Annotated in this window: 22 protein-coding genes; 11 read left to right on the top strand and 11 right to left on the bottom strand. The window is 72.8% G+C overall.

The genetic code is table 11. From position 1 onward, the window contains the following. Positions 1–2: 2 nt before the first annotated feature. Complete coding sequence (gene aceE, locus C8N24_RS22260) at positions 3–2,657, bottom strand: pyruvate dehydrogenase (acetyl-transferring), homodimeric type (RefSeq protein WP_121254261.1); 2,655 nt, start codon at positions 2,655–2,657, stop codon at positions 3–5. A gap of 141 nt (positions 2,658–2,798) precedes the next feature. On the opposite strand from aceE, the gene pucL reads away from it, so the two are divergent. Next, entirely contained in the window at positions 2,799–3,647 is an 849-nt protein-coding gene (gene pucL, locus C8N24_RS22255) for a factor-independent urate hydroxylase (protein ID WP_121254259.1), read from the top strand. Here the strand turns inward: pucL and C8N24_RS22250 are convergent. Beyond that, positions 3,644–4,954 carry a hypothetical protein gene (locus tag C8N24_RS22250; protein ID WP_147447931.1) on the bottom strand — a complete coding sequence of 437 codons (1,311 nt, stop codon included), beginning with the start codon at positions 4,952–4,954 and terminating at the stop codon, positions 3,644–3,646. The two genes, pucL and C8N24_RS22250, sit on opposite strands and share 4 nt — an antisense overlap. On the opposite strand from C8N24_RS22250, the gene C8N24_RS22245 reads away from it, so the two are divergent. Then, on the top strand, positions 4,953–5,399 hold the full coding sequence (locus tag C8N24_RS22245; RefSeq protein ID WP_147447930.1) for a hypothetical protein: 447 nt from the start codon (positions 4,953–4,955) through the stop codon (positions 5,397–5,399). The two genes, C8N24_RS22250 and C8N24_RS22245, sit on opposite strands and share 2 nt — an antisense overlap. A gap of 407 nt (positions 5,400–5,806) precedes the next feature. Here C8N24_RS22245 and ligA read toward each other — a convergent pair whose 3' ends face one another. Together ligA and C8N24_RS22235 are read right to left on the bottom strand one after the other, a co-directional pair. Further along, positions 5,807–7,789: an NAD-dependent DNA ligase LigA gene (gene ligA / locus C8N24_RS22240; RefSeq protein WP_211340110.1), complete on the bottom strand. Its 1,983-nt coding sequence runs from the start codon at positions 7,787–7,789 to the stop codon at positions 5,807–5,809. A gap of 35 nt (positions 7,790–7,824) precedes the next feature. After that, on the bottom strand, positions 7,825–9,315 hold the full coding sequence (locus tag C8N24_RS22235) for a PQQ-dependent sugar dehydrogenase (protein ID WP_170179316.1): 1,491 nt from the start codon (positions 9,313–9,315) through the stop codon (positions 7,825–7,827). A gap of 93 nt (positions 9,316–9,408) precedes the next feature. Here C8N24_RS22235 and pyk point away from each other — a divergent pair, with 93 nt between their 5' ends. Further along, on the top strand, positions 9,409–10,809 hold the full coding sequence (pyk, locus tag C8N24_RS22230; protein ID WP_121254248.1) for a pyruvate kinase: 1,401 nt from the start codon (positions 9,409–9,411) through the stop codon (positions 10,807–10,809). Here the strand turns inward: pyk and C8N24_RS35405 are convergent. Next, a complete protein-coding gene (locus C8N24_RS35405) occupies positions 10,742–11,863 on the bottom strand; it encodes a hypothetical protein (protein ID WP_121254246.1) in 1,122 nt (373 codons plus the stop codon). The two genes, pyk and C8N24_RS35405, sit on opposite strands and share 68 nt — an antisense overlap. A gap of 65 nt (positions 11,864–11,928) precedes the next feature. Between C8N24_RS35405 and C8N24_RS22220 the strand changes: the two genes are divergently transcribed. The 7 genes from C8N24_RS22220 to C8N24_RS22190 all read left to right on the top strand — a co-directional run bounded on the left by C8N24_RS22220 (position 11,929) and on the right by C8N24_RS22190 (position 17,626). Beyond that, a complete protein-coding gene (locus tag C8N24_RS22220) occupies positions 11,929–13,035 on the top strand; it encodes a M20 family metallo-hydrolase (protein ID WP_121254244.1) in 1,107 nt (368 codons plus the stop codon). Next, entirely contained in the window at positions 13,023–14,297 is a 1,275-nt protein-coding gene (allB, locus tag C8N24_RS22215) for an allantoinase AllB (protein WP_121254242.1), read from the top strand. Before C8N24_RS22220 ends, allB begins: the two co-directional genes overlap by 13 nt. Then, a complete protein-coding gene (locus C8N24_RS22210; RefSeq protein ID WP_121254240.1) occupies positions 14,297–14,710 on the top strand; it encodes a DUF3830 family protein in 414 nt (137 codons plus the stop codon). The genes allB and C8N24_RS22210 overlap by 1 nt, the downstream gene beginning before the upstream one ends. A gap of 38 nt (positions 14,711–14,748) precedes the next feature. Beyond that, entirely contained in the window at positions 14,749–15,504 is a 756-nt protein-coding gene (locus tag C8N24_RS22205; RefSeq protein WP_170179315.1) for an IclR family transcriptional regulator, read from the top strand. 24 nt (positions 15,505–15,528) lie between these two features. Then, entirely contained in the window at positions 15,529–16,524 is a 996-nt protein-coding gene (locus C8N24_RS22200; RefSeq protein WP_121254236.1) for an NAD-dependent epimerase/dehydratase family protein, read from the top strand. 62 nt (positions 16,525–16,586) lie between these two features. Then, positions 16,587–16,928, top strand: coding sequence for a flagellar basal body rod protein FlgB (locus C8N24_RS22195; protein WP_211340109.1), 342 nt, complete (start codon positions 16,587–16,589; stop codon positions 16,926–16,928). A 35-nt stretch (positions 16,929–16,963) separates the two neighbouring features. Continuing rightward, positions 16,964–17,626, top strand: a complete 663-nt coding sequence (locus C8N24_RS22190; protein ID WP_121254231.1) for a transglutaminase family protein — start codon at positions 16,964–16,966, stop codon at positions 17,624–17,626. 1 nt (position 17,627) lies between these two features. Here C8N24_RS22190 and C8N24_RS22185 read toward each other — a convergent pair whose 3' ends face one another. From C8N24_RS22185 to C8N24_RS22170, 4 genes are all read right to left on the bottom strand, one after another. Continuing rightward, positions 17,628–18,647, bottom strand: a complete 1,020-nt coding sequence (locus C8N24_RS22185) for an alcohol dehydrogenase catalytic domain-containing protein (protein WP_211340108.1) — start codon at positions 18,645–18,647, stop codon at positions 17,628–17,630. 54 nt (positions 18,648–18,701) lie between these two features. After that, positions 18,702–21,302, bottom strand: a complete 2,601-nt coding sequence (locus C8N24_RS22180; RefSeq protein ID WP_121254227.1) for a helix-turn-helix transcriptional regulator — start codon at positions 21,300–21,302, stop codon at positions 18,702–18,704. Next, complete coding sequence (locus C8N24_RS22175; RefSeq protein ID WP_121254226.1) at positions 21,299–22,099, bottom strand: MBL fold metallo-hydrolase; 801 nt, start codon at positions 22,097–22,099, stop codon at positions 21,299–21,301. The genes C8N24_RS22180 and C8N24_RS22175 overlap by 4 nt, the downstream gene beginning before the upstream one ends. 226 nt (positions 22,100–22,325) lie before the next feature. Next, on the bottom strand, positions 22,326–23,090 hold the full coding sequence (locus C8N24_RS22170) for an SDR family NAD(P)-dependent oxidoreductase (RefSeq protein ID WP_121254224.1): 765 nt from the start codon (positions 23,088–23,090) through the stop codon (positions 22,326–22,328). A gap of 142 nt (positions 23,091–23,232) precedes the next feature. Here C8N24_RS22170 and C8N24_RS22165 point away from each other — a divergent pair, with 142 nt between their 5' ends. Then, on the top strand, positions 23,233–23,592 hold the full coding sequence (locus C8N24_RS22165) for a winged helix-turn-helix transcriptional regulator (RefSeq protein ID WP_121254221.1): 360 nt from the start codon (positions 23,233–23,235) through the stop codon (positions 23,590–23,592). Here the strand turns inward: C8N24_RS22165 and C8N24_RS22160 are convergent. Beyond that, a complete protein-coding gene (locus tag C8N24_RS22160; RefSeq protein WP_121254219.1) occupies positions 23,566–23,949 on the bottom strand; it encodes a DUF488 domain-containing protein in 384 nt (127 codons plus the stop codon). The genes C8N24_RS22165 and C8N24_RS22160 overlap by 27 nt on opposite strands. Positions 23,950–24,081: 132 nt before the next feature. Then, positions 24,082–24,351 (bottom strand): 50S ribosomal protein L27, encoded by a 270-nt coding sequence (gene rpmA, locus C8N24_RS22155; RefSeq protein ID WP_121254217.1) that lies wholly within the window; start codon positions 24,349–24,351, stop codon positions 24,082–24,084. Positions 24,352–24,360: the final 9 nt, after the last annotated feature.

Below are 24,360 nucleotides of genomic sequence, written 5' to 3'. Positions count from 1 at the left end.
TCTCACACCTTCCAGGGCGCGGGGCGCTCAGGGTCGATCTCGTAGGACTCGATGGCCGTCTTCGGCGCGCTCGGGTCGATCTTGCCGGCCTTGGCCAGCTCGGTGAGCGCCGCCAGGACCACGTGGTGGCGGTCCACCTCGAAGAACGAGCGCAGCGTCTTGCGGTAGTCGCTGCGGCCGAAGCCGTCCGTGCCGAGCACGCGGTACGGCTGCTTGACGAACGGGCGGATCTGATCCGCGAACGCGCGCATGTAGTCCGTCGACGCGATCACCGGACCGGTCGCGTCGCCGAGCTGGCGCTCGACCCAGCTCTGCTTGGCGTCCTCGCCCGGGTGGAACATGTTCCAGCGCTCGACCTCCTGGCCGTCGCGGGCGAGCTCCGTGAAGCTCGGGACGCTCCAGACGTCCGCGGCCACGCCGAAGTCGTCGGCGAGCAGCGCCTGCGCCGCGAGCACCTCGCGCAGGATCACGCCCGAGCCGAGCAGCTGCACCTGCGCCTCGCCCTCGGCGGCCGGCGCGAGCTTGTACATCCCGCGCAGGATGCCCTCCTCAGCACCCTCCGGCATGGCCGGGTGCTGGTAGTTCTCGTTCATCAACGTCAGGTAGTAGAAGACGTCTTCCTGCTCGGACATCATCCGCCGCAGGCCCTCGCGGATGATCACCGCGAGCTCGTAGCCGTACGTGGGGTCGTAGGAGACGCAGTTCGGGATCGTCGCGCTGAGCAGGTGCGAATGCCCGTCCTCGTGCTGCAGGCCCTCGCCGTTGAGCGTCGTGCGGCCCGCGGTTCCGCCGAGCATGAACCCGCGCGTGCGGCTGTCGCCGGCGGCCCAGGCGAGATCGCCGACCCGCTGGAAGCCGAACATCGAGTAGTAGATGTAGAACGGGATCGTCGAGACGCCGTGGTTGGAGTACGACGTGCCCGCGGCGATCCACGACGACATCGCGCCGGCCTCGTTGATGCCCTCCTGGAGCACCTGGCCGTGCTTGTCCTCGCGGTAGAACATCAGCTGGTCGCGGTCCTCGGGCGTGTACAGCTGGCCGAGCTGGCTGAAGATGCCGAGCTGGCGGAACAGGCCCTCCATGCCGAACGTGCGCGACTCGTCGGGCACGATCGGGACGATCCGCTTGCCGAGCTGCTTGTCGCGCAGGAGCGTCGACAGGATCCGGACGAAGCTCATCGTCGTGGAGACCTCGCGGTCCCCGGTGCCGTCGAGCTGCGACTGGAACGCGGACAGCTCCGGCGTCGGCAGCGACTCGGCCTTGCGGCGGCGCGCCGGCAGCGAGCCGCCCAGCTTCTCGCGCTGCTCGCGGATGAACTCGGCCTCGGGCGAGCCCTTCGGCGGTTTGTAGAAGTCGAGGTTGCGGACCTGCTCGTCGGTGATCTCGAGCTCGAAGCGGTCGCGGAAGGAGAGCAGCGCCTCCTCGTTCATCTTCTTCTGCTGGTGGGTGATGTTCTGGCCCTCACCCGCCGTGCCCATGCCGTAGCCCTTGATGGTCTTCGCGAGGATGACCGTGGGCTGACCGTGGTGCTCGGTCGCCGCCTTGTAGGCCGCGTAGACCTTGCGCTGATCCAGGCCACCGCGGTTGAGCGCCCAGATCTGGTCGTCGGACATGCCGGAGACCATCTCGCGCAGCTCCGGCTTGGTGCCGAAGAAGTGCTCGCGGACGTAGGCGCCGTTGCGCGACTTGTACGTCTGGTAGTCGCCGTCGAGCGCCTCGTTCATCCGCGCGAGGAGGTGACCCTCGTGGTCCTGGGCGAGAAGCGGATCCCAGCGCGAGCCCCAGATCGTCTTGATGACGTTCCAGCCGTTGCCGCGGAAGTTGGTCTCCAGCTCCTGGATGATCTTGCCGTTGCCGCGGACCGGGCCGTCCAGGCGCTGCAGGTTGCAGTTGATGACGAAGATCAGGTTGTCGAGCTTCTCGCGGCCCGCCATCGAGATCGCGCCCAGGGATTCAGGCTCGTCGGTCTCGCCGTCGCCGAGGAAGGCCCACACCTTGCGGCCGGCGGTCTCCGCCAGGCCACGGCCCTGCAGGTACTTCATGTAGCGGGCCTGGTAGATCGCCATCAGCGGGCCGAGGCCCATCGAGACGGTCGGGAACTGCCAGAAGTCCGGCATCAGCCACGGGTGCGGGTAGGAGCTGAGGCCGGTCTTGTAGGCCTCGGTGCGGAAGTTCCGCATCTGCTCCTCGGGGATCCGCCCCTCGAGGAACGCTCGCGCGTACACGCCCGGGCTCGAATGACCCTGCATGTACACCAGGTCGCCACCGTGCTTGTCGCTCGGGGCGTGCCAGAAGTGGTTGAAGCCCGTCTCGTAGAGGACGGCCGCGCTCTGGTAGGACGCGATGTGGCCGCCGAGCTCCGAGCTGGTCTTGTTCGCGTTCAGGATCGTCGCGATCGCGTTCCAGCGGACGATGCTGCGTACTCGCCGCTCCAGCGCCTCGTCGACGGGATGAGGTGGCTCATCCTGCGGCGGGATCGTGTTCAGGTACGGCGTGTTGCCCGCGGGCGCGGGCGTGGCGCCGGACAGCTGCGCGTGACCGACGACGCGTTCCAGCAGGAACTGCGCGCGCTGCGGGCCGTCGCTCGCGACGACCGCGTCGAGCGCCTCGAGCCACTCGCGTGTCTCCTGGGGATCTACCTCGACCTGCGATGCCATTGCTGCTCCTCGATCTCCTCGATGCGCGGCCATTGTGGCTCATGAGCCCCGCTCGGGTGAGCCTGCCCGAAATCTGCGTTCCATGATACGAAAGATCGCGTCCCGTGTGACGGAATCGTTGTCGTGCGGGATCATCTTCCGATGGCTCGGCTCGGGATCAACCAGTACGGCAAGGCAGAGACCCATCTGGTGCGGGTCGTCCGCGACGCACCGGCGCACGAGGTGCGGGATCTGCTCGTCTCCGTGGCGCTTTCGGGTGCGCTCGAGGCCGTGCACCTGGACGGCGACAACTCGGCCGTGCTGGCGACCGACACGCAGAAGAACACCGTCTACGCGTTCGCTCGCGAGCACGGGGTCGGGACGCCGGAGGCGTTCGCGGCGCTGCTGGCGCGGCACTTCGTCGGCGGCGCGATCACGCGGGCGCGCGTGGAGGTCCGCGAGGTCGCCTGGACGCGGCTGAGCGACCACGCGTTCACGCAGGCGTCCTCCGAGCAGCGGGTGGCGGTGGTGGTCGCGGAGGCGGACGCGCAGTGGTTCGTCTCCGGGCTGTCGGGGCTCGTGGTGCTCAAGACGACCGACTCGGAGTTCCACGGGTTCCCGCGCGATCGCTACACGACGTTGGCCGAGACCGACGACCGCGTGCTGGCGACGGAGGTGGCGGCGCGCTGGCGCCACGACGGGTCCGCCGACTTCGGCGCGGCGCGGGCCGCGCTGCTGGAGTGCTTCGCGGCGCACCACTCGCTGTCGCTTCAGCAGACCCTCTACGCGATGGGCTCCGCCGTGCTCGACGCGTGCCCGGGTGTGGCGGAGATCCGGCTGTCGATGCCCAACAAGCACCACTTCGTCGTGGACCTCTCACCCTTCGGCCTGGAGAACCCGAACGAGGTCTTCCACGCCGACGATCGTCCCTACGGATTGATCGAGGGCGCCGTCGTGCGCGACGGCGCCCCCGAGGCCGGTCCCGTCTGGGACCCGTATCCGCTGGTCTAGAACCCGCCGCCGGTCACCCGGCCGTTGCGGGGTGGCTCACCGAGGCCGACCCAGTTCCCGACCGTCTGGACCCAGTCCAGAGGTATGGAGAGGGTGACCGTGTAGGTCACCGTGACGCCCTCCGACACGCCCAAGTTGACCTTCTCCTGGGTGTCGGTGGTGACCTGGCCCTGGTTGTTCATGTTGATCGAGTGCGCGGTGGTCTGCGAGATCGCCGGGTTGTGCTCCATCGACGTCTCCACCGTCCCGGTGATCCCGGTGGCGGTGTTGACCTCGAGCGAGCCGCCGACGGGCCCGATGCCGCCCGACACCGTGCCGGCCCCGCTGAGGAGCTGGTCCGGTGGATCGGCCGGCCCCACGCTGCCGGACAGGCCGTAGCCGGCCGCCGGACCGAGTGAGACCGCGACGCGGTCCTTGTCGATCGAGCCGCCGACGGTCGCCCCGTACGGGCCGAACGCGCCGGTCAGCGACACGCCCACGCCCTCTTCCGGTCCGGTCAGGACCGAGGTCGAGCTCGGCGTCTGCGCCTGCGTGCCCGGCATCGCCAGGTCGCCCATCGGCGTGTACGTCGGCTCGTCGGACATGGTCGACACGGGCTCGGACGGGTCGTACACGGGCCCGTACTGCTGCAGCGACGGGTCGCTCGTGTCGGTCAGCTCCGGGTCCGTGACGTCGTACGGGCCCGCGTAGTCGCCCATCGGCGTGTACGCGGCCGGCGTGTCGTCGTCCTCCTCCTCGGAGGCGGACGTGGTGTTCGTGCGGTTGTTGCTCTGCGTGGGAGCGGTGGACGGCGCCATCGTCGACGGCGTCTCCTGCTGCTCCCGCGAGGAGGGCGAGCTCGGACCGATGTTCAGGTCCGAGTCGTCCACCGTCGGCGTCGACGGGCCGGCGTAGTCGCCCATGGCGGTGTACGCGGGCGTCTCGTCCGCGGGTGCGGCGTCGGTGGTCTCCGGCGCCGTGGTGGTGGTGGTGTCCGCCGCGTCCTCGCCGGCGGGGCCGGCGTGGCTCGGCGGCGCCGCGACGTCGCCCATGGCGGTCATCGTCGGCGTCGTGTCCTCGGCCGGCGCGGCGCTCTCGGCCTTGGCGGCCGGGGCGTCGTCGTCGGTCGACGGCGTGCTCGTGGACGCGCTCGGACCGGCGACGTCGCCCATGGCGGTCACCGGGGCCGAGTCGTCGGCGTCCGTGGCGTCCTGCGTCTCGCGCGACGAGGGCGAGCTCGAACCGATCGAGCCGTCCCAGCCGCTGTCGTCGGCCGGCTCGGCGGCCGGCGTGGTCGTGTCGCTCGACGGGCCGGCGACGTCGCCCATGGCGGTCGTCGGGGCCGACGAGTCGGTCGCGGACGAGTCGTCGCTCGTGTCCGCGGCCGGCGTGGATGTGTCGCTCGACGGGCCGGCGACGTCGCCCATGGCGGTCGTCGGGGCCGACGAGTCGGTCGAGGAGTCCTCGGACTCGCTCGAGGATGAGAGCGACTCGCCGCCGCCCTCGTACTTGGACTCCTGCGACGAGGGCGAGCTCGAGCCGATCGAGCCGTCCCAGCCGCTGTCGTCGGACGAGTCGGACGAGTCGGACGAGTCGGACGAGTCGGACACGCCCGAGTTCGCCGACGGGCTGGCCGCGTCGGCCGCCGCGCTGGGCGACGACGACGAGGACGAGCTGCTCGAGCTCGACGACGAGGACGAGGACGACGGGCCAGCCGCGTCCGCGGCCTCGCTCGGCGACGAGGGCGACGAGTCGCTGCTGCCGCCACCGTAGTTGCCCTCCTGCGAGGAGGGCGAGCTCGAACCCACCGAGCCGTCCCAGCCGCCGCCGGAGTCGCTGTCCGAGTCGGACGAGCTGGACGAGCTGGACGAGCTCGACGACGACGCGTCGCTGTCGCTGTCGCTGTCCGAGGACGACGAGGAGCTACTCGAGCTACTCGAGCTGCTCGACGAGCTCGACTCCTGCGACGAGGGCGAGCTCGAGCCCATGCCCCCGTCCCAGCCGCCGGGCTCGGCGAGGGTCGTCGCCGGCAACGCGGTGCCGGCGCTCAGAGCTGCCGCGAGCAGCGCCGCCACGATGCGGCACCGCCGTTGCTGCAGCCGAAACAACTGCAATTGGAACCTCCCAACTGTCGGGGCCGCCGCACCCCTGCGCGCGGCCTCGAACCCCAAGGTACCCCGTCAGACGATTCCTGCGCTGATTATTTGCTCCCAGATCTCGGACTGGTCGACGACCGCCACGCCGAGCTTCTCGGCCTTGGCGATCTTCGCCGCCCCGACGTCCGCGCCAGTGATCAGCATGTCCGTACTGGCGGAGACCGAGGAGGCCGTCGTCGCGCCCGCTCGCTCGCAGAGGCGCTGAAACGCGGGCCGCGGGACCTTCTCGCCGCTGCGCGGGTCGGCGATCGCGCCGGTGATCACGACGGTCTTGCCTTCCAGCGGCGCGCCCGCCGCGACCTCGGGCGGGAGGTCCTCCTCGCGCACGTCGAGCGACACGCCGAACGAGCGCAGCCGCTCGAGCTCCGGGCGCACGCGCTGGAGGTGCGTGGTCAGCGACTCCGCGACCTTCGGCCCGATGTCCTCGACCGCGACGAGCGTCTCGACGCCCGCGTCGGCCACCTCCTCGAGGGACTTGAAGCCGGAGCGGCAGAGCCGCGCCGCAGTGCCCTCGCTGGCCATCGGGATCGCGAGTCCGATCAGCGCGCGCCGCAGCCCGACGTCCTTGGAGGCCTCGATCGACTCGATCATGCGGTCGGCGCTCACCTCGCCGATCCGGTCGAACTCGAGCAGCCGCTCCTTGGTCAGCGCGTAGAAGTCCGACGGGTGCTCGAGGTCGCCCGACGCCGCCAGGCGCTCGATCCACACCGGCCCGACCGCCTCGATGTCCGCCGCGGCGCGCGACGCCCAGTGGATCAGCCGCCGCACGGTCTGCGCCGGGCAGGCGAGGTTCGTGCAGAACAGCTCGCGTGACTCGCCCCGCTCGGTCAGCGGCTCCCCGCACGACGGGCACTGCGAGGGCGGGACGATCTCCCGCTCCTCCCCCGTGCGCTTGGACTCGTCGAGGACGCCGGCCACGAACGGGATGACATCGCCGGCGCGGCGCACCAGCACGGTGTCGCCGATCTTGACGCCGCGCGCGCGGATGACCTCCTGGTTGGCCAGGGTCGCGCGCGTGACCGTCGTGCCGCCGACGAACACCGGCTCCAGCCACGCGACGGGCGCGATCTTCCCGGTCTTGCCGACGTCCCAGACGACGTCGTTGAGCACCGTCGTCTTCTCCTCGGCCGCGAACTTGAACGCCAGCGCGCCGCGCGGAGAGGCCGACCGCGTGCCGGCGGCCGCGAACGCGTCGCGGTCGGCGAGCCGGAGCACGGCGCCGTCCAGGTCGTAGTCCAGCTCGGCCCGCTCGGCCTCGATCGAGGAGATGACCTCCTGCGCGGCCGGGGCGTCGTCGCAGTGCCGCATCCCGGCCGGGTCGAAGCCCAGGGCGCGCAGGCCCTCCTCGAGGTCGGTCGCCGCGCCCTCGGAGGCGTCCAGGTCGAAGGCGAAGAAGTGCAGCCGCCGCTCCGCCACGGTCGCCGGGTCCTTCGCGCGGATCGTGCCGGCGGCCGCGTTGCGCGGGTTGATCAGCGGCTTGTCGGGGTGCGCCTCGTTGTAGGCCGCGAACGTGGACCGCAGCATCACGGCTTCGCCGCGGACCTCGACGCGGCCGTCGGAGGCCACCGCCGCGGGCACGCCGTCGACGAGCGCGCGGACGAGCATCGTCACGTCGTCGCCCGTCGTCCCGTCGCCGCGCGTCACGGCCCGCGCGAGCCGCCCGCCCTCGTAGACGACCGCCAGCGACAGCCCGTCGAGCTTGGGCATGACGATCACGGGCTGGCCCGGGAAGCGGGCCATGAAGGCCTCCACCTGCTCGGGCTTGGTCGCCTTCTCCAGCGACAGCATCGGCCGTGAGTGCCGGACCGGCGCGTGGAGCACGCCGGGCGCGCCGACCTGCTCGAGCGGGTTCGGATCGGGCGTCAGCTCCGGATGCTCGGCGAGCAGCGCCCGCAGCTCGTCCTCCAACGCGTCGTACTCGGCGTCCGCCACCGACGGTGTGCCCTCGTAGTACGAAGCGCGCAGCTCCGTCAGCTGCCGCGCGAGCTCCTCGATCCGTTCCTTCACGGAGAGAAACCTACGCGCGGCAGCCGACAGACGCCCTACTTGCGGCTGATCTCGTACACCGTGCCCTGCGAGGAGGAGACGACGTACAGGGAGCCGTCCGGGGCTTCCTTGATGTCCGGCGTCACGCCGAAGTTCTCGCCGAACAGCAGCGACTCGGACTCGGTGATCTCGTACTTGGCGACGTTGTCGGCCACGCCGTCGCGCAAGCGCCGGTCGTCCGGGTCGACGTTGCGGCGGTTGCCCGAGATCGGCAGCAGGAACAGGTTGCCGCCGCGCAGGGAGGCCCGGGCGGAGCCGACGAACAGCTTGCCCTTGTAGTCCTTGCCCAGGGCCTTGCCGGAGGCGAACTCGATGCCGCCGGGCGCCACCTCGTACTTCCAGGCGAACACCGGGTCGCGGAACTTCGAGCCCGGGAGCTTGAACAGCCGGTCCTCGGCCTCACGCGGTGTGTCGGCGATGTTGATCGGGTCCCAGCGGGTCTGCTGCAGCCCGTAGTAGCCGGCCGGAGCGGCCGGGTCCGGCGGGTTGGGCGTGCGCGTGGTCTCGATCGCCTTGAACTGCGCGACGCGCGAGAGCGGGCCCATGACCTGCACCCAGCCGGAGTTGAAGCCGGGCTCGGTGCGGTTGATCTCGCTGAACGAGTCGTCGCCGTTCTCCTGCTCCCACAGGTCACCGCTGAACGGGTCGAAGGCCATGCCGAAGCCGTTGCGCAGGCCGTAGGCGTAGATCTTCTTCAGCGAAGCGCCGACCGAGCCGCCCCGCTCGACGCCCAGCCGGTAGAACGGGTTGTCGCGCGGCGCCTTGCCGTTGCCGTCCATGCGCAGGATCACGCCGGTGGTGTGCGCGGCGTCCGGGTCCGGGCCGCCGAACTGGTCGTCGCCGATCGTCTCGCCGTCGTTGGGCGGGAACACGAACGGGCCGTCGACCAGGTTCTGGAGCTGGCCGCGCCGCCCCGTGTCGCCCACCTGCAGGTAGATCATCCCGTCGGGCCCGACGCGCACCACGCCGCCGTTGTGGTTGCCGCGGAACACCGGCGTCGCCGGGTTGGTCCGGTTGGTCACGTCGTCCTGCAGGGCGCGCTGGCGGTGCAGCGTCTTCTCGAAGACGAGCGCCGTGCCGTCCCAGTGGTAGCGGTCCAGGCGGTTGCCGAGCAGCGGGACCGCGTCACCGGCGGCGTTGTCCGCCGGCTGGGTCGTCTCGCTCCAGTAGAGGTAGACCGTCCCGTTGTACTTGAAGAACTTGTCGAGCGCGATGCCCAGCAGGCCGCGCTCCGAGTTCGAGTTGACCGTCAGATCCAGCACGACCGACGCGACGCCGTCCTTGACGCGCTTGACCTGCCCGGTCGGCTTCTCGAGTACGAAGAAGTCGTTGTCGCCGATGAACTCCATCTGCACGGGCTGGCTCAGCCCGGTGACCACCGGCTCGACCTTGAGCTTCGGGTCCACCACGCTCGGCGCGGTCTGCGCCAGCGCCGATCCGGCGAACGTCAGGCTCGCGGCAGCCGCGATCCCTACGGTGAAACGCACCGCTTTCATCCCCACCTCCGGTTGTGTTCAGGTTGACCCCCCACGGGCACCTACGCACGGACTCGCGGCGCGGTTCGACAGAATCTCTTCCAGATGTTGGAACGGCGGACGAAGATCGTCGCGACGCTCGGCCCTGCGACCGACGCGGACGGAATGCTCGACAAGCTGGTGGCAGCCGGTGTGGACTGCGCACGGCTGAACTGCTCACACGGCTCACACGACGACCTGCGGCGCCGCGCGGCCGCAGTGCGCGCTGCGGCAGAACGGGCAGGACGCCCGCTCGGCCTGCTCTTTGACCTACAAGGACCGAAGTTGCGCCTTTCGGGGGATGTCGAGGAGCGGACGGTCGCCGTCGGCGACGTCGTCACCTTCTCGGCGAGCGGCACGCCCGGGGCGGTGAAGGTCGAGTTCGACAAGTTCGCGGCCCTCGTCACCGAGCGGTCGCAGATCGTGATCGGGGACGGCGTCCCGCGCTTCGCGGTCGAGCGCCTCGACGGCGAGGACGTGGTGGCCCGCGCGGTCTCCCCCGGCCCGCTCTCCCCGCGCAAGGGCATCAACGTGACCTACGCGCGGCCGGAGCTGCCGGCCATCACCGAGAAGGACCGGGCCGACCTCGCGCTCGCGTGCGAGCTCGGCGGCGACTTCATCGCGCTCTCGTTCGTGCGCTCGGCGGCGGACATGCAGCAGCTGCGCGAGCTCGTGACCGGGCACGGCAGCCGCGCGCGGCTGATCGCCAAGGTCGAGAAGATCGAGGCCTACGAGGCGCTGGACGAGATCATCGGCGCGTCCGACGGCCTGATGGTCGCGCGCGGCGACTACGGCGTGGAGGCGGGCGTCGCCCGCGTGCCGCTGATGCAGAAGGACACGATCCGGCGCGCCACGCAGGCGGGCAAGTTCGTGATCACCGCGACGCAGATGCTCGAGTCGATGATCCAGGCGCCCGAGCCGACCCGCGCGGAGGCGACCGACGTCGCCAACGCCGTGATCGACGGCACGAGCGCGGTGATGATGTCGGCCGAGACGAGCGTCGGGGCCTACCCGCTGGAGTCCGTCACGGCGATGGCGACGATCGCGCTCGCCGCCGAGGAGACGCCCGTCATCCACGGCCGCGCGCGGCCGATCAAGGGTGAGGACACGAGCCGCGCCGTCATGCGCGCCGCGGTCGACCTCGCCGACGAGCTCGACGCGACCGCGCTGATCATCCCGACCGCGTCCGGCGGCGGCGCACGCATCTGCGCGAAGTACCGCAAGCGCCGGCCGATCATCGCGCTCGCGCACGAGGACACGATCGCCGAGCAGCTGACGCTCGAGTGGGGCGTCTACCCGACGATCATGGAGACGGCGGAGTCCGTCGACGACATGATCGAGAGCGCGCTCAAGACCGCGCGCGACTTCGCCGGCCTGGCGCCGGGCTCCCGCGTGGTCATCACCTCGGGGCGCCGGACGGGGACGCCAGGCGCCACGAACCTCGTGATGGTGCGCGAGATCCCTTAGCCGTCTTCGTCGCCTTCACGGTGACGCGGCGCGTGAGCGTCCGCGCTGCGCCTCCGGCCGCCGGCTGGAAGCGCAGCTGGACGGTCACCTTCACGCTCTTGCCCTTGGCCAGCTTGCGCCTGGCCTTGGCGCTGGGGTTGACGACGAGCGTGACGCGCCCGGCGGCCGTGACGACCTTCGAGACCGTGCCCCACTTGGGCACGCCGGCGGCGGACGCATGGGCGGTGACGGTGCCGGCGGCGGGCAGCTGGGTGAGCAGCGAGACCGCTCCGGTGGCCGCCTTGGTCGTGTGGCGCAGCACCGCGAACGGAGCGGTGGGCGCGGGCGTCGCCACCGGGGGTGGCATCAGACGCGGCGGCGGCGGCGGGTTGAACGGCGGCGGCGGCTGCACCGGAAGGGTCCTCCCCTGGACCGTGTGCGTAGTGGTGCCGCTGCTCGGCTCGAAGTCGCCGGCCGGGTTGGTGAAGCGCACCTCGAACGTGTGCGTGCCGGCCGCAAGGTCCTCGCCTCCCGTGACCGTGAGCGTGCCCTCGTCGACGGGGAACTCCGCCTCGACCGCGCCGTCGACCACCAGCGCCGCCGTTCCCCAGGCGGGGAGCGCCGTCGACGCGTTGTCCACCTTGACGATGATCGTCACCGGCTCGCCGGCGAGCGTGGGCCGCGGGCTGGTGGCCACCGCCACCTGCGTGCGGGCCGGCAGGATCGTGAACGTGGCGTCGCCCTGGCTGGACTCGTCGACGCCGTTGCCGAGGTAGCGGGCGCTGACGTCGTCGCCGACGTCCAGGTAGAACTCGGGGAACAGCTCCTGGGCCCGGCCCAGCGCGTCGAGCGCGCGCGGCTCCGTGTACGCCTCGCCGTTGACCAGGAACTGCACGAAGCCCGTCGGCACCCCGTTCGTGCCCGCGACCTGCGCGAGGAACGTCAGCGTCTCGTCGCCGTAGACGCTGGTCACCGCGCTGGGCGTCACCGTTGTGGTCGTGGGGGTGGCGGCCACGGCCGCGCTGGGCAACACCAGCGCGGTGACCGCCAGGAGCAGGAGGACCGTCCTTGGCATGAGATGAAGCCTTTCTGAGCGCCGCTCAGAAGTCAACGTCGCCTGACCTGTCATCGTCCGCGCCGATGAGCGAAGCGGCGCGGCGTGTGCTGGAACGGGCGGACGAGCTGGCGGGCTTCACCGAGGAGCCGGGGCGCATCACGCGCCCGCTCGGGACGCCGGCGCTGGCGGGCGCGACGGCGCGGGTCGCCGACTGGATGCGCGAAGCCGGGCTCCAGCCGGCCTCCGACGCGCTCGGCAACCTGGTCGGGCGTCGCGGCGAGGGCGAGCGGCTGCTGATGGGCTCGCATCTGGACTCGGTCGCGAACGCGGGCCGCTACGACGGCGTCCTGGGCGTGCTGGTCGCGATCGAGGTCGCGGCCGCCACGCAGATCCCGCTCGACGTCGTCGCCTTCGCCGACGAGGAGGGCCTGCGCCACGGGTTGACCTTCCTCGGCAGCCGGGCGTTCGTCGGGCAGCTGCTCCCGGAGGAGGCGGCGATGTGCGGGATCGAGCCCGGCCCGCCGCTGTTCGACGGGGCGAAGGCCTACTTCGAGGTCCACATCGAGCAGGGCCCGGTGCTGGAGGCGCTGGACCGGCCACTCGGGGTGGTGACCGCCATCGCGGGGCAGTCGCGCTTCCGGCTGACGTTCACCGGCCGCGCCGGGCACGCCGGCACCACGCCGATGGACCTCCGCCGCGACGCGCTCGTGGCTGCGGCCGAGTTCGTGCTCGCCGCGGAGCGGGTCGCGCTCGCCGAACCGGGGCTCGTGGCGACGGTCGGCACGCTGGCGGTGCCCGAGGGCGCGGTCAACGTCATCCCCGGCCAGGTCGAGCTGTCGCTGGACATCCGCCACGCCGACGACGCCGTCCGCGCCCGCGGGATCGAGAAGCTGCGCCGGCACCGCGCACGGCCGGGGATCGACGCGCTCTGGCAGCAGATCCACGCGCACGACGCCACGCCGTGCTCGCCGGAGCTGGCCGAGCGGCTCGCCGAGGCCGTCGGGCCGGGCGCGCACCGGCTGCCGAGCGGCGCCGGCCACGATGCCGTGACGATGGCCGGCTTCACGGACATCGCGCTGCTGTTCGTCCGCTGCGCCGGCGGCGTCAGCCACCATCCGGACGAGGCGGTGACCGAGGCCGACGTGGCCGCCGCGATCGAGGCCGCGACGAGGTTCGCGTGCTCGACCTAGTCGTCCGCGGCGGGCACGTGGTCACGCCCGACGGCGTGCTCGACGCGGACGTCGGCGTCGCCGACGGCGCGATCACCGCCGTCGAGCCCGAGCTGGGCGACGGCACGCGCGAGATCGACGCCCGCGGCCTGCACGTGCTGCCCGCCGGCCTGGACCCGCACGTGCACTTCAACGAGCCGGGCCGCACGCACTGGGAAGGGCTCAGGACCGGCAGCGCCGCGCTCGCCGCGGGCGGCTTCAGCGCCTTCTTCGACATGCCGCTGAACTCGACGCCGCCGGTGGTCGACGGTGCCGCGTTCGACGCCAAGCTGGAGGCCGCGACGCGCGAGTCCTCGGTCGACTTCGGCCTGTGGGGCGGGCTCGTGCCCGGCGCGCGGCTCGAGGAGCTGGCCGCGCGCGGCGTGATCGGCTTCAAGGCCTTCATGTCCAACTCGGGCATCGAGGACTTCGCGCACGCCGACGACGTCACGCTCTACGAGGGCATGGCGATCGCCGCGGAGCTCGGGCTGCCGGTGGCCGTGCACGCCGAGAACGACGCGCTGACGGCACGGCTACGGGGACCGTCGGTGCGGGACTGGATGGCGTCGCGCCCCGTCGTCGCCGAGCTCGAGGCGATCGGTCGCGCGATCACCTACGCCGAGGCGACGGGCTGCGCGCTCCACGTCGTGCACGTGTCGAGCGGCAGCGGCGTGGCGCTCGTGACCGCCGCGCGCGCCCGCGGCGTCGACGTGACGTGCGAGACCTGCCCCCACTACCTGTTCCTCACCCCCGAGGACGTCGAGGCGCTCGGACCGATCGCCAAGTGCGCGCCGCCGATCCGCGACGCGCCCGAGCAGGACGCCCTGTGGGCGCGCCTGCGGCACGGGGAGGTCGACTTCGTCACCTCCGACCACTCGCCGTCGTCGCCGGAGCTCAAGGCGGGCGCGTTCGGCGAGGCCTGGGGCGGGATCGCGGGCGCGCAGTCGACGCTGGAGCTGCTGCTCGGCGCGTTCGCCGTCGACGACGCCGCGCGCCTGACGACCAGCGCGGCCGCCCGCTTCCGGATCGAGGGCAAGGGGGCGCTCGAGCCGGGCGCCGACGCCGACTTCGCGCTCGTGGACCTCGGCGCCCCGTACACGCTCCAGGCCGCGGACCTGCGCTACCGCCATCCGGTCTCCCCGTACGTCGGCCGGCGCCTGCAGGCGCGCGTGCGGCGGACGCTCGTGCGCGGCCTCGATCCGGCACCGGGCGTGGGACGGCTGCTGAGGCCTACGATCCGCTGATGCTCACGATCACCGCCGGCCCGTTCTCCTTCAAGGGCGAGCTCGAACGCGAGCGCGCGCCGAAGACCGTCGAGGCCTTCGAGCGCCTGCTGCCGTTCCACTCCCAGATCATCCACGTGCGCTGGAGCGGCGAGTCGGCGTGGATCCCGCTGGGCGACCTGGACATCGGGCTCGAGCAGAAGCCGGAGAACGCGACGAGCTTCCCCGCCCCCGGCCAGGTCCTCTGGTACCCGGGCGGGATCAGCGAGACCGAGCTGCTGTTCCCCTACGGCGGCACGCGCTTCGCGAGCATCGTCGGCCAGCTGGCGGGCAACCACTTCCTGACGATCACCGAGGGCGTCGAGCAGCTTCGCCCGCTCGGGGAGCACGTCCTATGGAAGGGTGCGCTCGACATCGTGTTCGCCTCCGCATAGCGGAACATACGTTCCGTCAAGCGGTATGCTGCGCCTTCATGGCGCAACGCGTGCAATCGCTGGACCGGGCGCTTGATCTTCTCGAAGCGCTGTCGGGCGCGGATGAGCTCGGCGTCTCCGAGCTCGCGGCGCAGACCGGGCTCGTGCCGAGCACGACGCACCGCCTGCTCGGCACCCTCGTCGACCGCGGCTACGCGGCCCAGAACCCGGCCACCGGCCGCTACCTGCTGGGCTACAAGCTGCTGCAGCTGACGGGCGGGCTGTCGGACCGGATGGCGCGCCTGCGCACCGCCGCGCGGCCGCACCTGGAAGCGATCCAGGACGAGACGGGCGAGACGACCAACCTGTGCGTGCTCGAAGGCCGCAACGTCGTCTACGTCGACAGCGTCTCCGGCACCCGCAGCGTCCGCCTGTTCACCGACATCGGCCACGCGATCCCCGCCCACACGTCGGGCGCGGGCAAGGCGCTGCTGGCCTGGCGCGACCCGATCGACGTCGAGGCGCTGCTGGGCGGCTCGGAGCTCCCGGCCTCCACCCCACGCACCCTCACCACGCTCACCGCCCTGCAGGACGACCTCGCGAAGATCCGCCGCCGCGGCTACAGCACCGACAACGAGGAGCACGAGCTCGGCGTCGGCTGCGTGGCGACCCCGATCCTCAACCGCTCGGGCGCGCCGCTCGCCGCGATCAGCGTCTCCGGCCCGACCACCCGGATCCTGCACGCCGACACGGCGGACATCGCGGGCCTGCTGCGCGAGCACGCCGAGCAGGTCGCGGCGACGCTCGAGGCGTAGCCGACGTCTGGGTAGTACCCCGGGATGTCTTCCCGCCTCACGGTCGCCGTGACCGGTCCGACCGGCACGTTCGGGTTCGGCCTGCTCCCCTTGCTCGAGCTCAACGCGCGGGTGGAGCGCGTCGTGGGCATCGCGCGGCGGCCGTTCGACCCGGCCGAGCACGGCTGGACGAAGCTCGAGTACCGCCAGGGGGACGTCCGCGACCGGTCCGCTCTCGAGGAGGCGTTCGCCGGCGCCGACGTCGTGGTGCACCTGGCGTTCATGATCACCGGCACCGCGCCGCGCGCGACGATCCGCGCGATCAACGTGAACGGGACGCTGAACGCGTTCCGCGCGGCGGCCGCCGCCGGGGCGCGGCGGTTCGTGTACGCGTCGTCGGTCGCGGCGTACGGCTTCCACGCCGACAACCCGCAGCCGCTGACCGAGGACTGGCCGGTGCGGCCCGCGTCGCACCTGTTCTACGCGCAGGAGAAGGCGGAGATCGAGCGCCGGCTGGCGGACGAGGCGGCCGCCTGGCCGGACCTCGAGCTGTACGTCCTGCGCCCGCCGATCGTGCTCGGGCCGCACACGATCGGCGCCAAGGACCTCGTGCCGAGGCCGCTCGTGCCGTTCGTACGCGGCGCGGGGACGCTGGTGCGGCGGCTCCCGCTGCCCGTGCCGGTGGCGGTGCCCGACCTGCCGGTGCAGTTCGTGGACGAGGACGACGTCGGGCAGGCGCTGCTGCTGAGCATCCTCGGAGCCGGGCCGCCCGGCGCGTACAACGTCGCCGGCGACGGCGTGCTCAGCGCGCGCGACGTGGCCCGGGAGCTCGGGCTCGCCCCGTTGCCGGCCTCCCGCCGCGTGACGCAGGCCGGGGCACGGGCGCTGGCGGGGCTGCCGTTCGCCCCACCCGCGCTCGAGTGGAGCGAGGCCCTCAGCCGCCCGATGATCATGGACACCGGCAAGGCGCGGCGCGAGCTCGGCTGGAGCCCGCGCCACAGCGGGCTCGAAGCGCTCCGCCGAACGCTCGCGGCCGCCTAAGAGGATTCTCATTCAACTCACATCCGGCGAACGCCGAAGCCGGAGGTGTGGAGCTCTCAGACGTGACACAGCAGGCCCTCGGGGCCGCCCTCCGCGGCGCGCAGGCGCGCCATCAGGCGCTCGCCGCGAACCTCGCGAACGCCAGCACGCCCGGCTACGTGCGCCAGGATGTCGACTTCCACAGCGCGCTCGAAGCCGCGCTCGGCGCCGGCCGCAAGCCGTCGGAGACCGTCTTCACCCCGACGCGCGACCCCACGGCCGGAACGGTGCGCGCCGACGGCAGCACGGTCGACATCGACGCCGAGTCCGCGATGCTCGCCGCCAACGGGCTCGAGTACCAGGCGCTGGTCGCGGTCAAGGAGGCGCGCGGGGCCGCCGTGAAGGCCGCGCTCGGCGTCGCGTGACGACGAACGCGCCGTCGCTGGGCAGACTCCAGGGCATGGACCTGCCTCGCTTCGAGGACCTCGCGGCGTCCACGGACCCGATGCTGGACCGGCTGGCGCTCGCCTTGGCCGCCGCGCTGCGGCCGGTGGACGTGGAGGGCGCGCTGGCCACGCTCGACGCCCTCGGCGAGGAGGTCGCCCGCGCGCTGGGCGGCGCGGACCGCACACCACAGGCGGAGGCGAGCGCGCTCACGCACGTGCTCGGCACGCGGCACGGGTTCCACGGGGACACCGAGCAGTACGACCGGCCCGAGAACTCGTTGCTCGACCGCGTGCTCGAGCGCCGGCGCGGGCTCCCGATCCTGCTGTCGACCGTCTACGTCGAAGTCGCCCGGCGCGCCGGCGTCCCCCTCGCCGGCGTCGGGCTGCCAGGCCACTACGTCGTCGGGCACTTCGGCGGCGCCGAGCCGCTGCTGCTCGACCCGTTCGCCGGCGGGCTCCCGCTCGCCGGCGACGTGCCGTGGGCGTTCGTCCGCCCGTGGACGCCGCAGCAGACGGCGATGCGGATGCTCAACAACCTCGTCCCCGCGTTCCAGCGCCGTGGAGACCTCACGCGCGCGCTCCGCGCCGCCGAGCTGCGGCTCGCGCTCCCCGCGGGCGAGGACGAGCTGGCTCGCGTGCGGGCCGAGCTCGTCGCCCTGCGCGCCGGCCTCAACTGACTCAGTACGTCACGACCGCCTTGAAGCGCACGTCGCCGGCGACGACCTTCTCGTAGGCCGCCTGCACGCGGTCGGACGGGAACACCTCGACCCACGGGCTGACGGCGCCGCGCGCGACGAAGTCGAGCGCCTCGACGAGGTACTCGATCCCGTTGTGCGCCGAGCCGACGACCTGATGGCTGTTGGAGACGAGCGCGAGCGCGGGCAGGGCCATGTCGTCGAACGCGATCCCGTTCATGACGAGCTTGCCCCACGGGCGCAGGCCGGTGAGGGCGTCCACGGCCGCGGCGTGGTTGCTGCTGGTGTGCATCAGCACGTCCGCGCCGCCCGCGTCCTTGAGGGCCTGCCCGTCCGTGACGACGAGATCGGCGCCCAGCTCCGAGGCGGCGTCGCGCTTGTCCGGGTTGCGGGTCACCGCGGTCACGTGGTAGCCCGCGGCCTTCGCGTACTGGATGGCGAGGTGTCCGAGCCCGCCGATCCCCACGACCGCGATCCGCGCTCCGGGCTTGGCGTCGGCACGGCGCAGCGCCGCCCACACCGTGTACCCCGCGCACAGCGTCGGCGCGGCCAGCTCGTAGGACACCGCGTCCGGCAGGAGCACGGTGCCGCCGACGTCGACCGCCACGTACTCGGCGTGCGCGCCGTCGACGTTGACGCCCGTGAGCGTCGGGTTGTCGCAGTTCGCGGCCGTGACGAAGCTGTTGGTGTGCTCCTCGTGGCAGAAGTCGCAGACGCCGCACGCCTTCTGCATCATGAAGACGCCGACGCGGTCGCCGACCTTGCGCTTGGTGACCGCCTCGCCGACCGCGACCACCTCCCCCACCCCCTCGTGGCCGAGCACGAGCGGGAAGGGGCGGAACGACAGCTTGTTCTGCGCCAGCCAGAGGTCGGTGCCGCAGATCCCGCAGGCGCGGATGCGGACCAGGACCTCGTCGGGGCCGACGGCGGGGCGGTCGCGTTCCTCCAGGCGCCACTCGGCGTCCGGCTCGGCGACGACTACGGCGTGCATTCGCTCAGGCATGGCCGGGAGCCTCGCCGCGTGGCGGATGACCGGTCGTCACACGATTCGTAGGAATCAGCGCGGCGCGAGCAACCCCAGCGCGCGCCCGCGCGCGACCGCCTCGCTGCGCCGGTGCGCGCCGAGCTTGGCGTAGATGTGCCGCATGTGCGTCTTGACGGTGCTCGTCGACAGCACGAGCTCGTGGCCGATCTCCGGCGCCGTCAGGTTGCTGGGCAGATAGCGCAGGACCCGCAGCTCGGCCGCGCTCAGCTCCTCGGCCGGGCCGCGCGCCTCGTCGCCGCCGACCACGAGCAGGATCTGCTGCAGCAGCGCCCCGTGCGCCGTCCGGTGCCGCGGGTGGCGTTCGAGCAGCGGCGTCGGCGCGAGCATCACGAACGGCCACAGCAAGGCGTCCGGCTCGGCGATCGCGAGCGCGCGCTCGATGCCGGCTTCCGCGGCACGCGCGTCCCCGAGCGCGTCCCGCGCCAGCGCGTCCACGAGGACGGCCAGGACGACGTAGACGTCCCGCAGCACCGGCACCGACCCGCCCAGGACCGGCCGCAGCGCGTCGATCGCGGCCGCGGGATCTCCGTCCGCCAGGTGGACCGCGGCCGCCGCGGTCCGCATCTCACCCCACGCGCGGTCGGCCGGGGGGACGGCGGCCATGGTCGCGCGCGCCGCGGCGGTGTCACCGAGCCGCAGCTGCGTGAGCACGAGGCACAGCTGGATCGCCACGGTCAGCGCGTGCCGCATCCCGAGCGCCGCCTCCACCCGCTCGGCGACGCGGAACGCCGCGAGTGCGTCCTCCAGCCGGCCGACGCCGACCAGCCAGCGGCCGCGGACCAGCCGCACGCTGACCTGCAATGCCGGGTCCAGGTCGGTGGACAGGGCGGCGGCCTCCGCGCGGTCCAGCCACGCCGCGGCTTCCCGGAAGCGGCCCTGCCAGACGTCGACCGACGCGACCATCGCCAGCGGGACCGCGGCGACGAGCCCCGCGCCCCAGCCGTGCGCCTCGGCGATCGTCAGCGCCTCCAGCGACCGAGTCCGCGCCTGGCCGAAGGACCGGCGTTGCGCGTCGACCAGCGCGAGGTGGCCGAGCGCCTCGACCTCCAGGTACGGACGTCCGCCGTGCCGTGCCAGGTCGAGCGCCTGCTCGAACAGGCGCTCCGCCTGCTCGCTGCGCGCCGACCACTGCTCGAGGCTGCCGAGGCTGAGCAGCGCGAGCGTGCGGGCGTCGGTGCCCAGGACCACCTCGCCCGCCGACTCCACCGTCGCCGGGGCGAGCAGCGCCTCGACCTCCGCGGCGACCGACCCGACGTCACCCCGCCGGCGCGCGAGCGCGAGCCGGACGAGCCCGAGCGTGACCTCGAACCGGCGGCGGCGCTGCAGCGGGACCGCGCCGGCGTGGCGGCTCGCGAGCCCGATGTAGGCCTCGGCGTCGTCGAGCGCGCCGTAGCTGAGCTGGTCGGCGGCGCGCAACGTGAGCAGATCGGGGTCCACCGCCGCGGACTCCGGGAACGCCTTCAGCAGGGCGTGCACGGTTCGGAAGCGGCCGTTGAGCACCAGGCTGACGCTGTGATCGGAGAGCAGCCGGGCCGCCTGGCGCCAGTCCTGCGCGGCCTGCGCGTGACGCACCGCGTCGAGCACGTCGCCCTCGGCCTCGTGCCAGCGCGCCGCGGCGCGGTGCAGCTCGACGACGGCCTCCGGCTCGGTGCGCCGCAGCTCCAGGCGCAGCAGGTCCGCGAGCAGGTGGTGGTAGCGGAAGGTCGTGCGCCCGGCGTCGAGCGCGGTCACGAATGCGTTCGCGGCCTCGAGCCGCTGCAACGTCGCCTCCGCCCCGGCGGCGCCGGTCAGCGCGTCGGCCAGCGGGCCGGTGACGCGGTCCAGGATCGAGGTCCGCAGCAGCAGCCGCCGGACCGCGTCGGTCTGGCGTTCCAGCACCTCGGCGACCAGGTAGGCGGCGATCGTCCGCTCGCTGCCGGAGAACTCCTCGACGAACCGCTCAGGCCGCGGGTGGTCTACGAGCGCGAGCGCGGCGAGGCGCAGCCCGGCGGCCCAGCCCTCGGTGCGGTCGTGCAAGCGGTCCAGGCCGGCCTCCGACAGCTCCACGCCGGAGGCGGCCAGCAGCTCCCCAGCCTGCGCACGGGTGAAGCGCAGGTCGGGTTCGCGTATCTCCGTGAGCTCGCCGGCGAGCCGCAGCCGGTGGAGGCCGAGCTCCGGGTCGCTCCGGGTCGCGAGCACGACCCGCAGCCCGGGCGGCCGTTGCGTGAGCAGCGTCTCCAGCTCTGCCAGGGCCTGCTCGGAGCGGAGCTCGTGCAGGTCGTCGATCACGAGCCAGACGGGGTCGTCGGCCCCGTCGAGCTCGCTGATCAGGCGCTGCACCACCCCGCCGAGGTCAAGCCCGGGCATCGGCGTGAGCGGCTCCACCCGTCCCCCGGCGGCGCGCAGCACGGCGTCGTGCACCGCCACCCAGAAGCGTTGCGGGTCGCGCTCGTCGCGATCGACGGACACCCAGGCCGCTCGCTCCACCTCGCGCAGCCACGAGCGCAGCAGCACGGTCTTGCCGCTGCCGGCGGGCGCCGCGACGAGGGTGACCGGGGTCGCCCGGGTCGTCAGCCGCTGGACGAGTGCCGGTCGCGCGATCAGCGGGCGCCGCTCGTCGAGCGCCGCCGTCATCCGTGCCCCGGCCAGAACGCACCGGGCAGGTGCGCGCCCAGCACGGTGAGCGACTCCGCGCGCGCGAGCAGCTCCCGCCGTGTGGCGATCGCCTGCGCGCGGTCGCGGTCCGCCAGCGACGGCACGCCGGGATCGGCGAGCTGTAGCGGGTGGTTGAACGCGTCCCCGCCGAACAGCAGCCGCCGCTGGTCGCCCTCGACCAGCACGCCCGCGTGTCCGGGCGTGTGGCCGGGCAGGGGCAGCAGTCGCATCCCGGCGACCAGGCTGCCGTCGACGTCGAGCTGCCCCGCGGCCTCGACCGGGCCGAGCGTGTCCCGCACATGCGCCGGCCGCGCGTCCCCCTGGACGGACGCCCACTCCGCGCCGCTCACCACGTGCCGCGCACGCGCGAACCGCGGGCGGCCCGTCCCGGGCGCCACCAGCCAACCGACGTGGTCCTGGTGCAGGTGGGTGAGCACCACGAGGTCGACGTCCTCAGGCGTGAGCCCGAGCGCGCCCAGGTCCTCGTCGAGCGTCCCGGCGACCTGCAACCAGCCGGCGGCGGCCGAGCCGGCGGGTCCGACACCCGCGTCGACGAGCACGCACGCGGCGTCCGTCCGGACGAGCAGGACGTGCGTCCCGAAGCGCCAGCGCCCGTCGGCGCCGACGGTCTGCGGGAACTGCTCCCGGACCGCCTCCCAGCCCGCCGCGGGCGCGCCCGGGAACGCGTCCGCCAGCGGGCGCGGGTGGTCGGCCACCGCGTCGCAGATCACGTCCACCGACACGCCGCCGAGGTCCATGCGGGCCACGTGGCTCATGTTGGGGCGCGAGACTAGGCGACGAGCCGCGACAGCGCAACGTCAAGGCGGGACGATCAGCCGGACCATCGGCATCGGCACGCTCGTGCCGGCCCGGGCCATGATCGGCTGCATCTGCCTGGCCGACGGCGGCCGTGCGATCCGCGGCATCCTGGACCGGATCGGCGACAAGTGAACGTTGCTCGTGGTGACGACCCTGCACGGCGAGCGGATGCACCGCGTGTCCCTACTGGGCGGTCAGACCGCCGTCGATGGCGAGCGCGGCCCCGGTGATGAACGGGGCCTCGTCGCTCAACAGGAACGCGGTGAAGGCCGCGATCTCGTCCGGCTCGCCGATCCGGCCGACCGGGTGCAGGGCCTTCGCGGCGCGCATCGCCTCGTCCGGCGTGGAGCCCATGTTGCGGCGCAGCAGCGGCGTGTCGACGCCGCCGGTGACGAGGGCGTTGACCCGCACGCCGCTCGGCGCGGCCTCCAGCGCCGCCGAGCGGGTGAGCCCGACGACGCCGTGCTTGGCGGCGCTGTACGAGCCAAGGCCTGCGGCGCCGGTGACGCCCGCGCTGGAGGCGTTGTTGACGATCGCGCCGCGCCCGGCGGCCTGCAGCACCGGCAGCTGGTGCTTGAGGGAGAAGAAGACGCTGTCGAGGTTGAGCGCGATCTCCGCGCGCCAGGCGCCCGGCTCGATCTCGGCGAGCGGCGCGATCGCGGTGGCGGCGCCCACGTTGTTGAACGCGCCGTCGAGGCGTCCGTGGCGATCCAGGATCGACCGGACGAGCGCGGCGACCTCGGACTCGACAGTGACGTCGGTGGCGATGAAGTGCGCGTCGGCGCCGGCGGCGCGCAGCTCGGCGGCGGCCGCCGCGCCTGCCTCGTGGCCGCGAGCGGCGAGCACGACGGTGGCGCCCTCCTCCGCGACCCGGTCGGCGACCGCGCGCCCGATCCCGGAGGTGGCGCCGGTGACGAGGATGACTTTGCCTGCGAAACGTTCGGACATGGTGTGCTCCGTAATGACGTTGGTCTCGTCTCCGAGTCTGCGAGCGTCCGGCCCCCTCGACAAGAGAGCACTTCGAAGTGCGCTGGTACCCCTGAGAGAACCGCGTCGTCGCCGATCGGCGCGCTCGGCTTAGACTCGAGACATGGCCATCGCGCCGGACGAAGCCGCGACGCAGACGCTCGTGCGCGATCTGCTCGAGCGGATCGGCGACAAGTGGTCGGTCGTCGTCATCTGCCAGCTGGGCGGATCCACGCGCCGCTTCAACGAGCTGCGGCGGCTCTGCGCGCCGATCACGCAGCGAATGCTCAGCGTGACGCTGCGCGGGCTCGAGCGGGATGGGCTCGTGCGTCGCACGGTGTTCGACACCAAGCCGCCGCGCGTCGACTACGCGCTGACGGCCCGCGGCCTCAGCCTTCTCGCCGTCGTCCGCGGCCTCGCCGGTTGGGCCGAGAGCCACGTCGACGAGATCCTCGAGTCACGAGCGACGTTCGACGGCGACTGACGACCGCGGGAGCCCGCGGCGCAGGACATCCGCCAGGACCCGTGCGTCGTTGTGCTCGACGTCGGCCGCCCCGTACACGAGCGTGAGCGTCCCTTCGCGGGCATGGCGGCGAAGCCGGGCCAGCTCGGGCCGGTGCGCGCGGAGCTCGTCGACGTAGCGCCGGCGGAACTCCTCGAACCGCTCGGGGTCGTGGCCGAACCAGCGCCGCAGCATGGTGCTCGGCGCGAGGTCCTTCTCCCACGCGTCCAGCCGGGCGCGCTCGCGGGACACGCCGCGCGGCCACAGGCGGTCGACGAGCACGCGGTACCCGTCCACGGGGTCGGCGGGGACGTACGCCCGCTTGAGGCGGATGTCCATCGGCACCGGCTCAACCTATGGCACCGGTGTCCGGGCCGGGGCGCAGCGACGGTGCCGGGCGCCCGGACGGGCCGGTTAACAGCATCGGGCGCCCAGTGGGCGCCCGATGGAAGCTGCGTGTCGCTGCTCGCGCTAGGCGGCGGCTTCGGTCTCGGCCGGGATGACCGAGATGACGCGACCGCGGCGGCCTTCCTTGAAGTCCACCTTGCCCGCGGCGCGAGCGTAGATCGTGTCGTCCTTGCCGATGCCGGCGCCGAGGCCCGGCTTGAACTTCGTGCCGCGCTGGCGGACGATGATCTCGCCACCGGTGACGGTCTCACCGGCGAAGACCTTCACGCCGAGGCGCTTGGCGTTGGAGTCGCGGCCGTTGCGGCTGGAGCCGAGACCTTTCTTATGAGCCATAGGTGCTTG

This window comes from Solirubrobacter pauli (assembly GCF_003633755.1).
Taxonomy (GTDB): Bacteria; Actinomycetota; Thermoleophilia; order Solirubrobacterales; family Solirubrobacteraceae; genus Solirubrobacter; species Solirubrobacter pauli.
The sequence above is the reverse complement of the archived record's forward strand: the minus strand, read 5'-3'. Positions and strand labels throughout refer to the sequence as shown.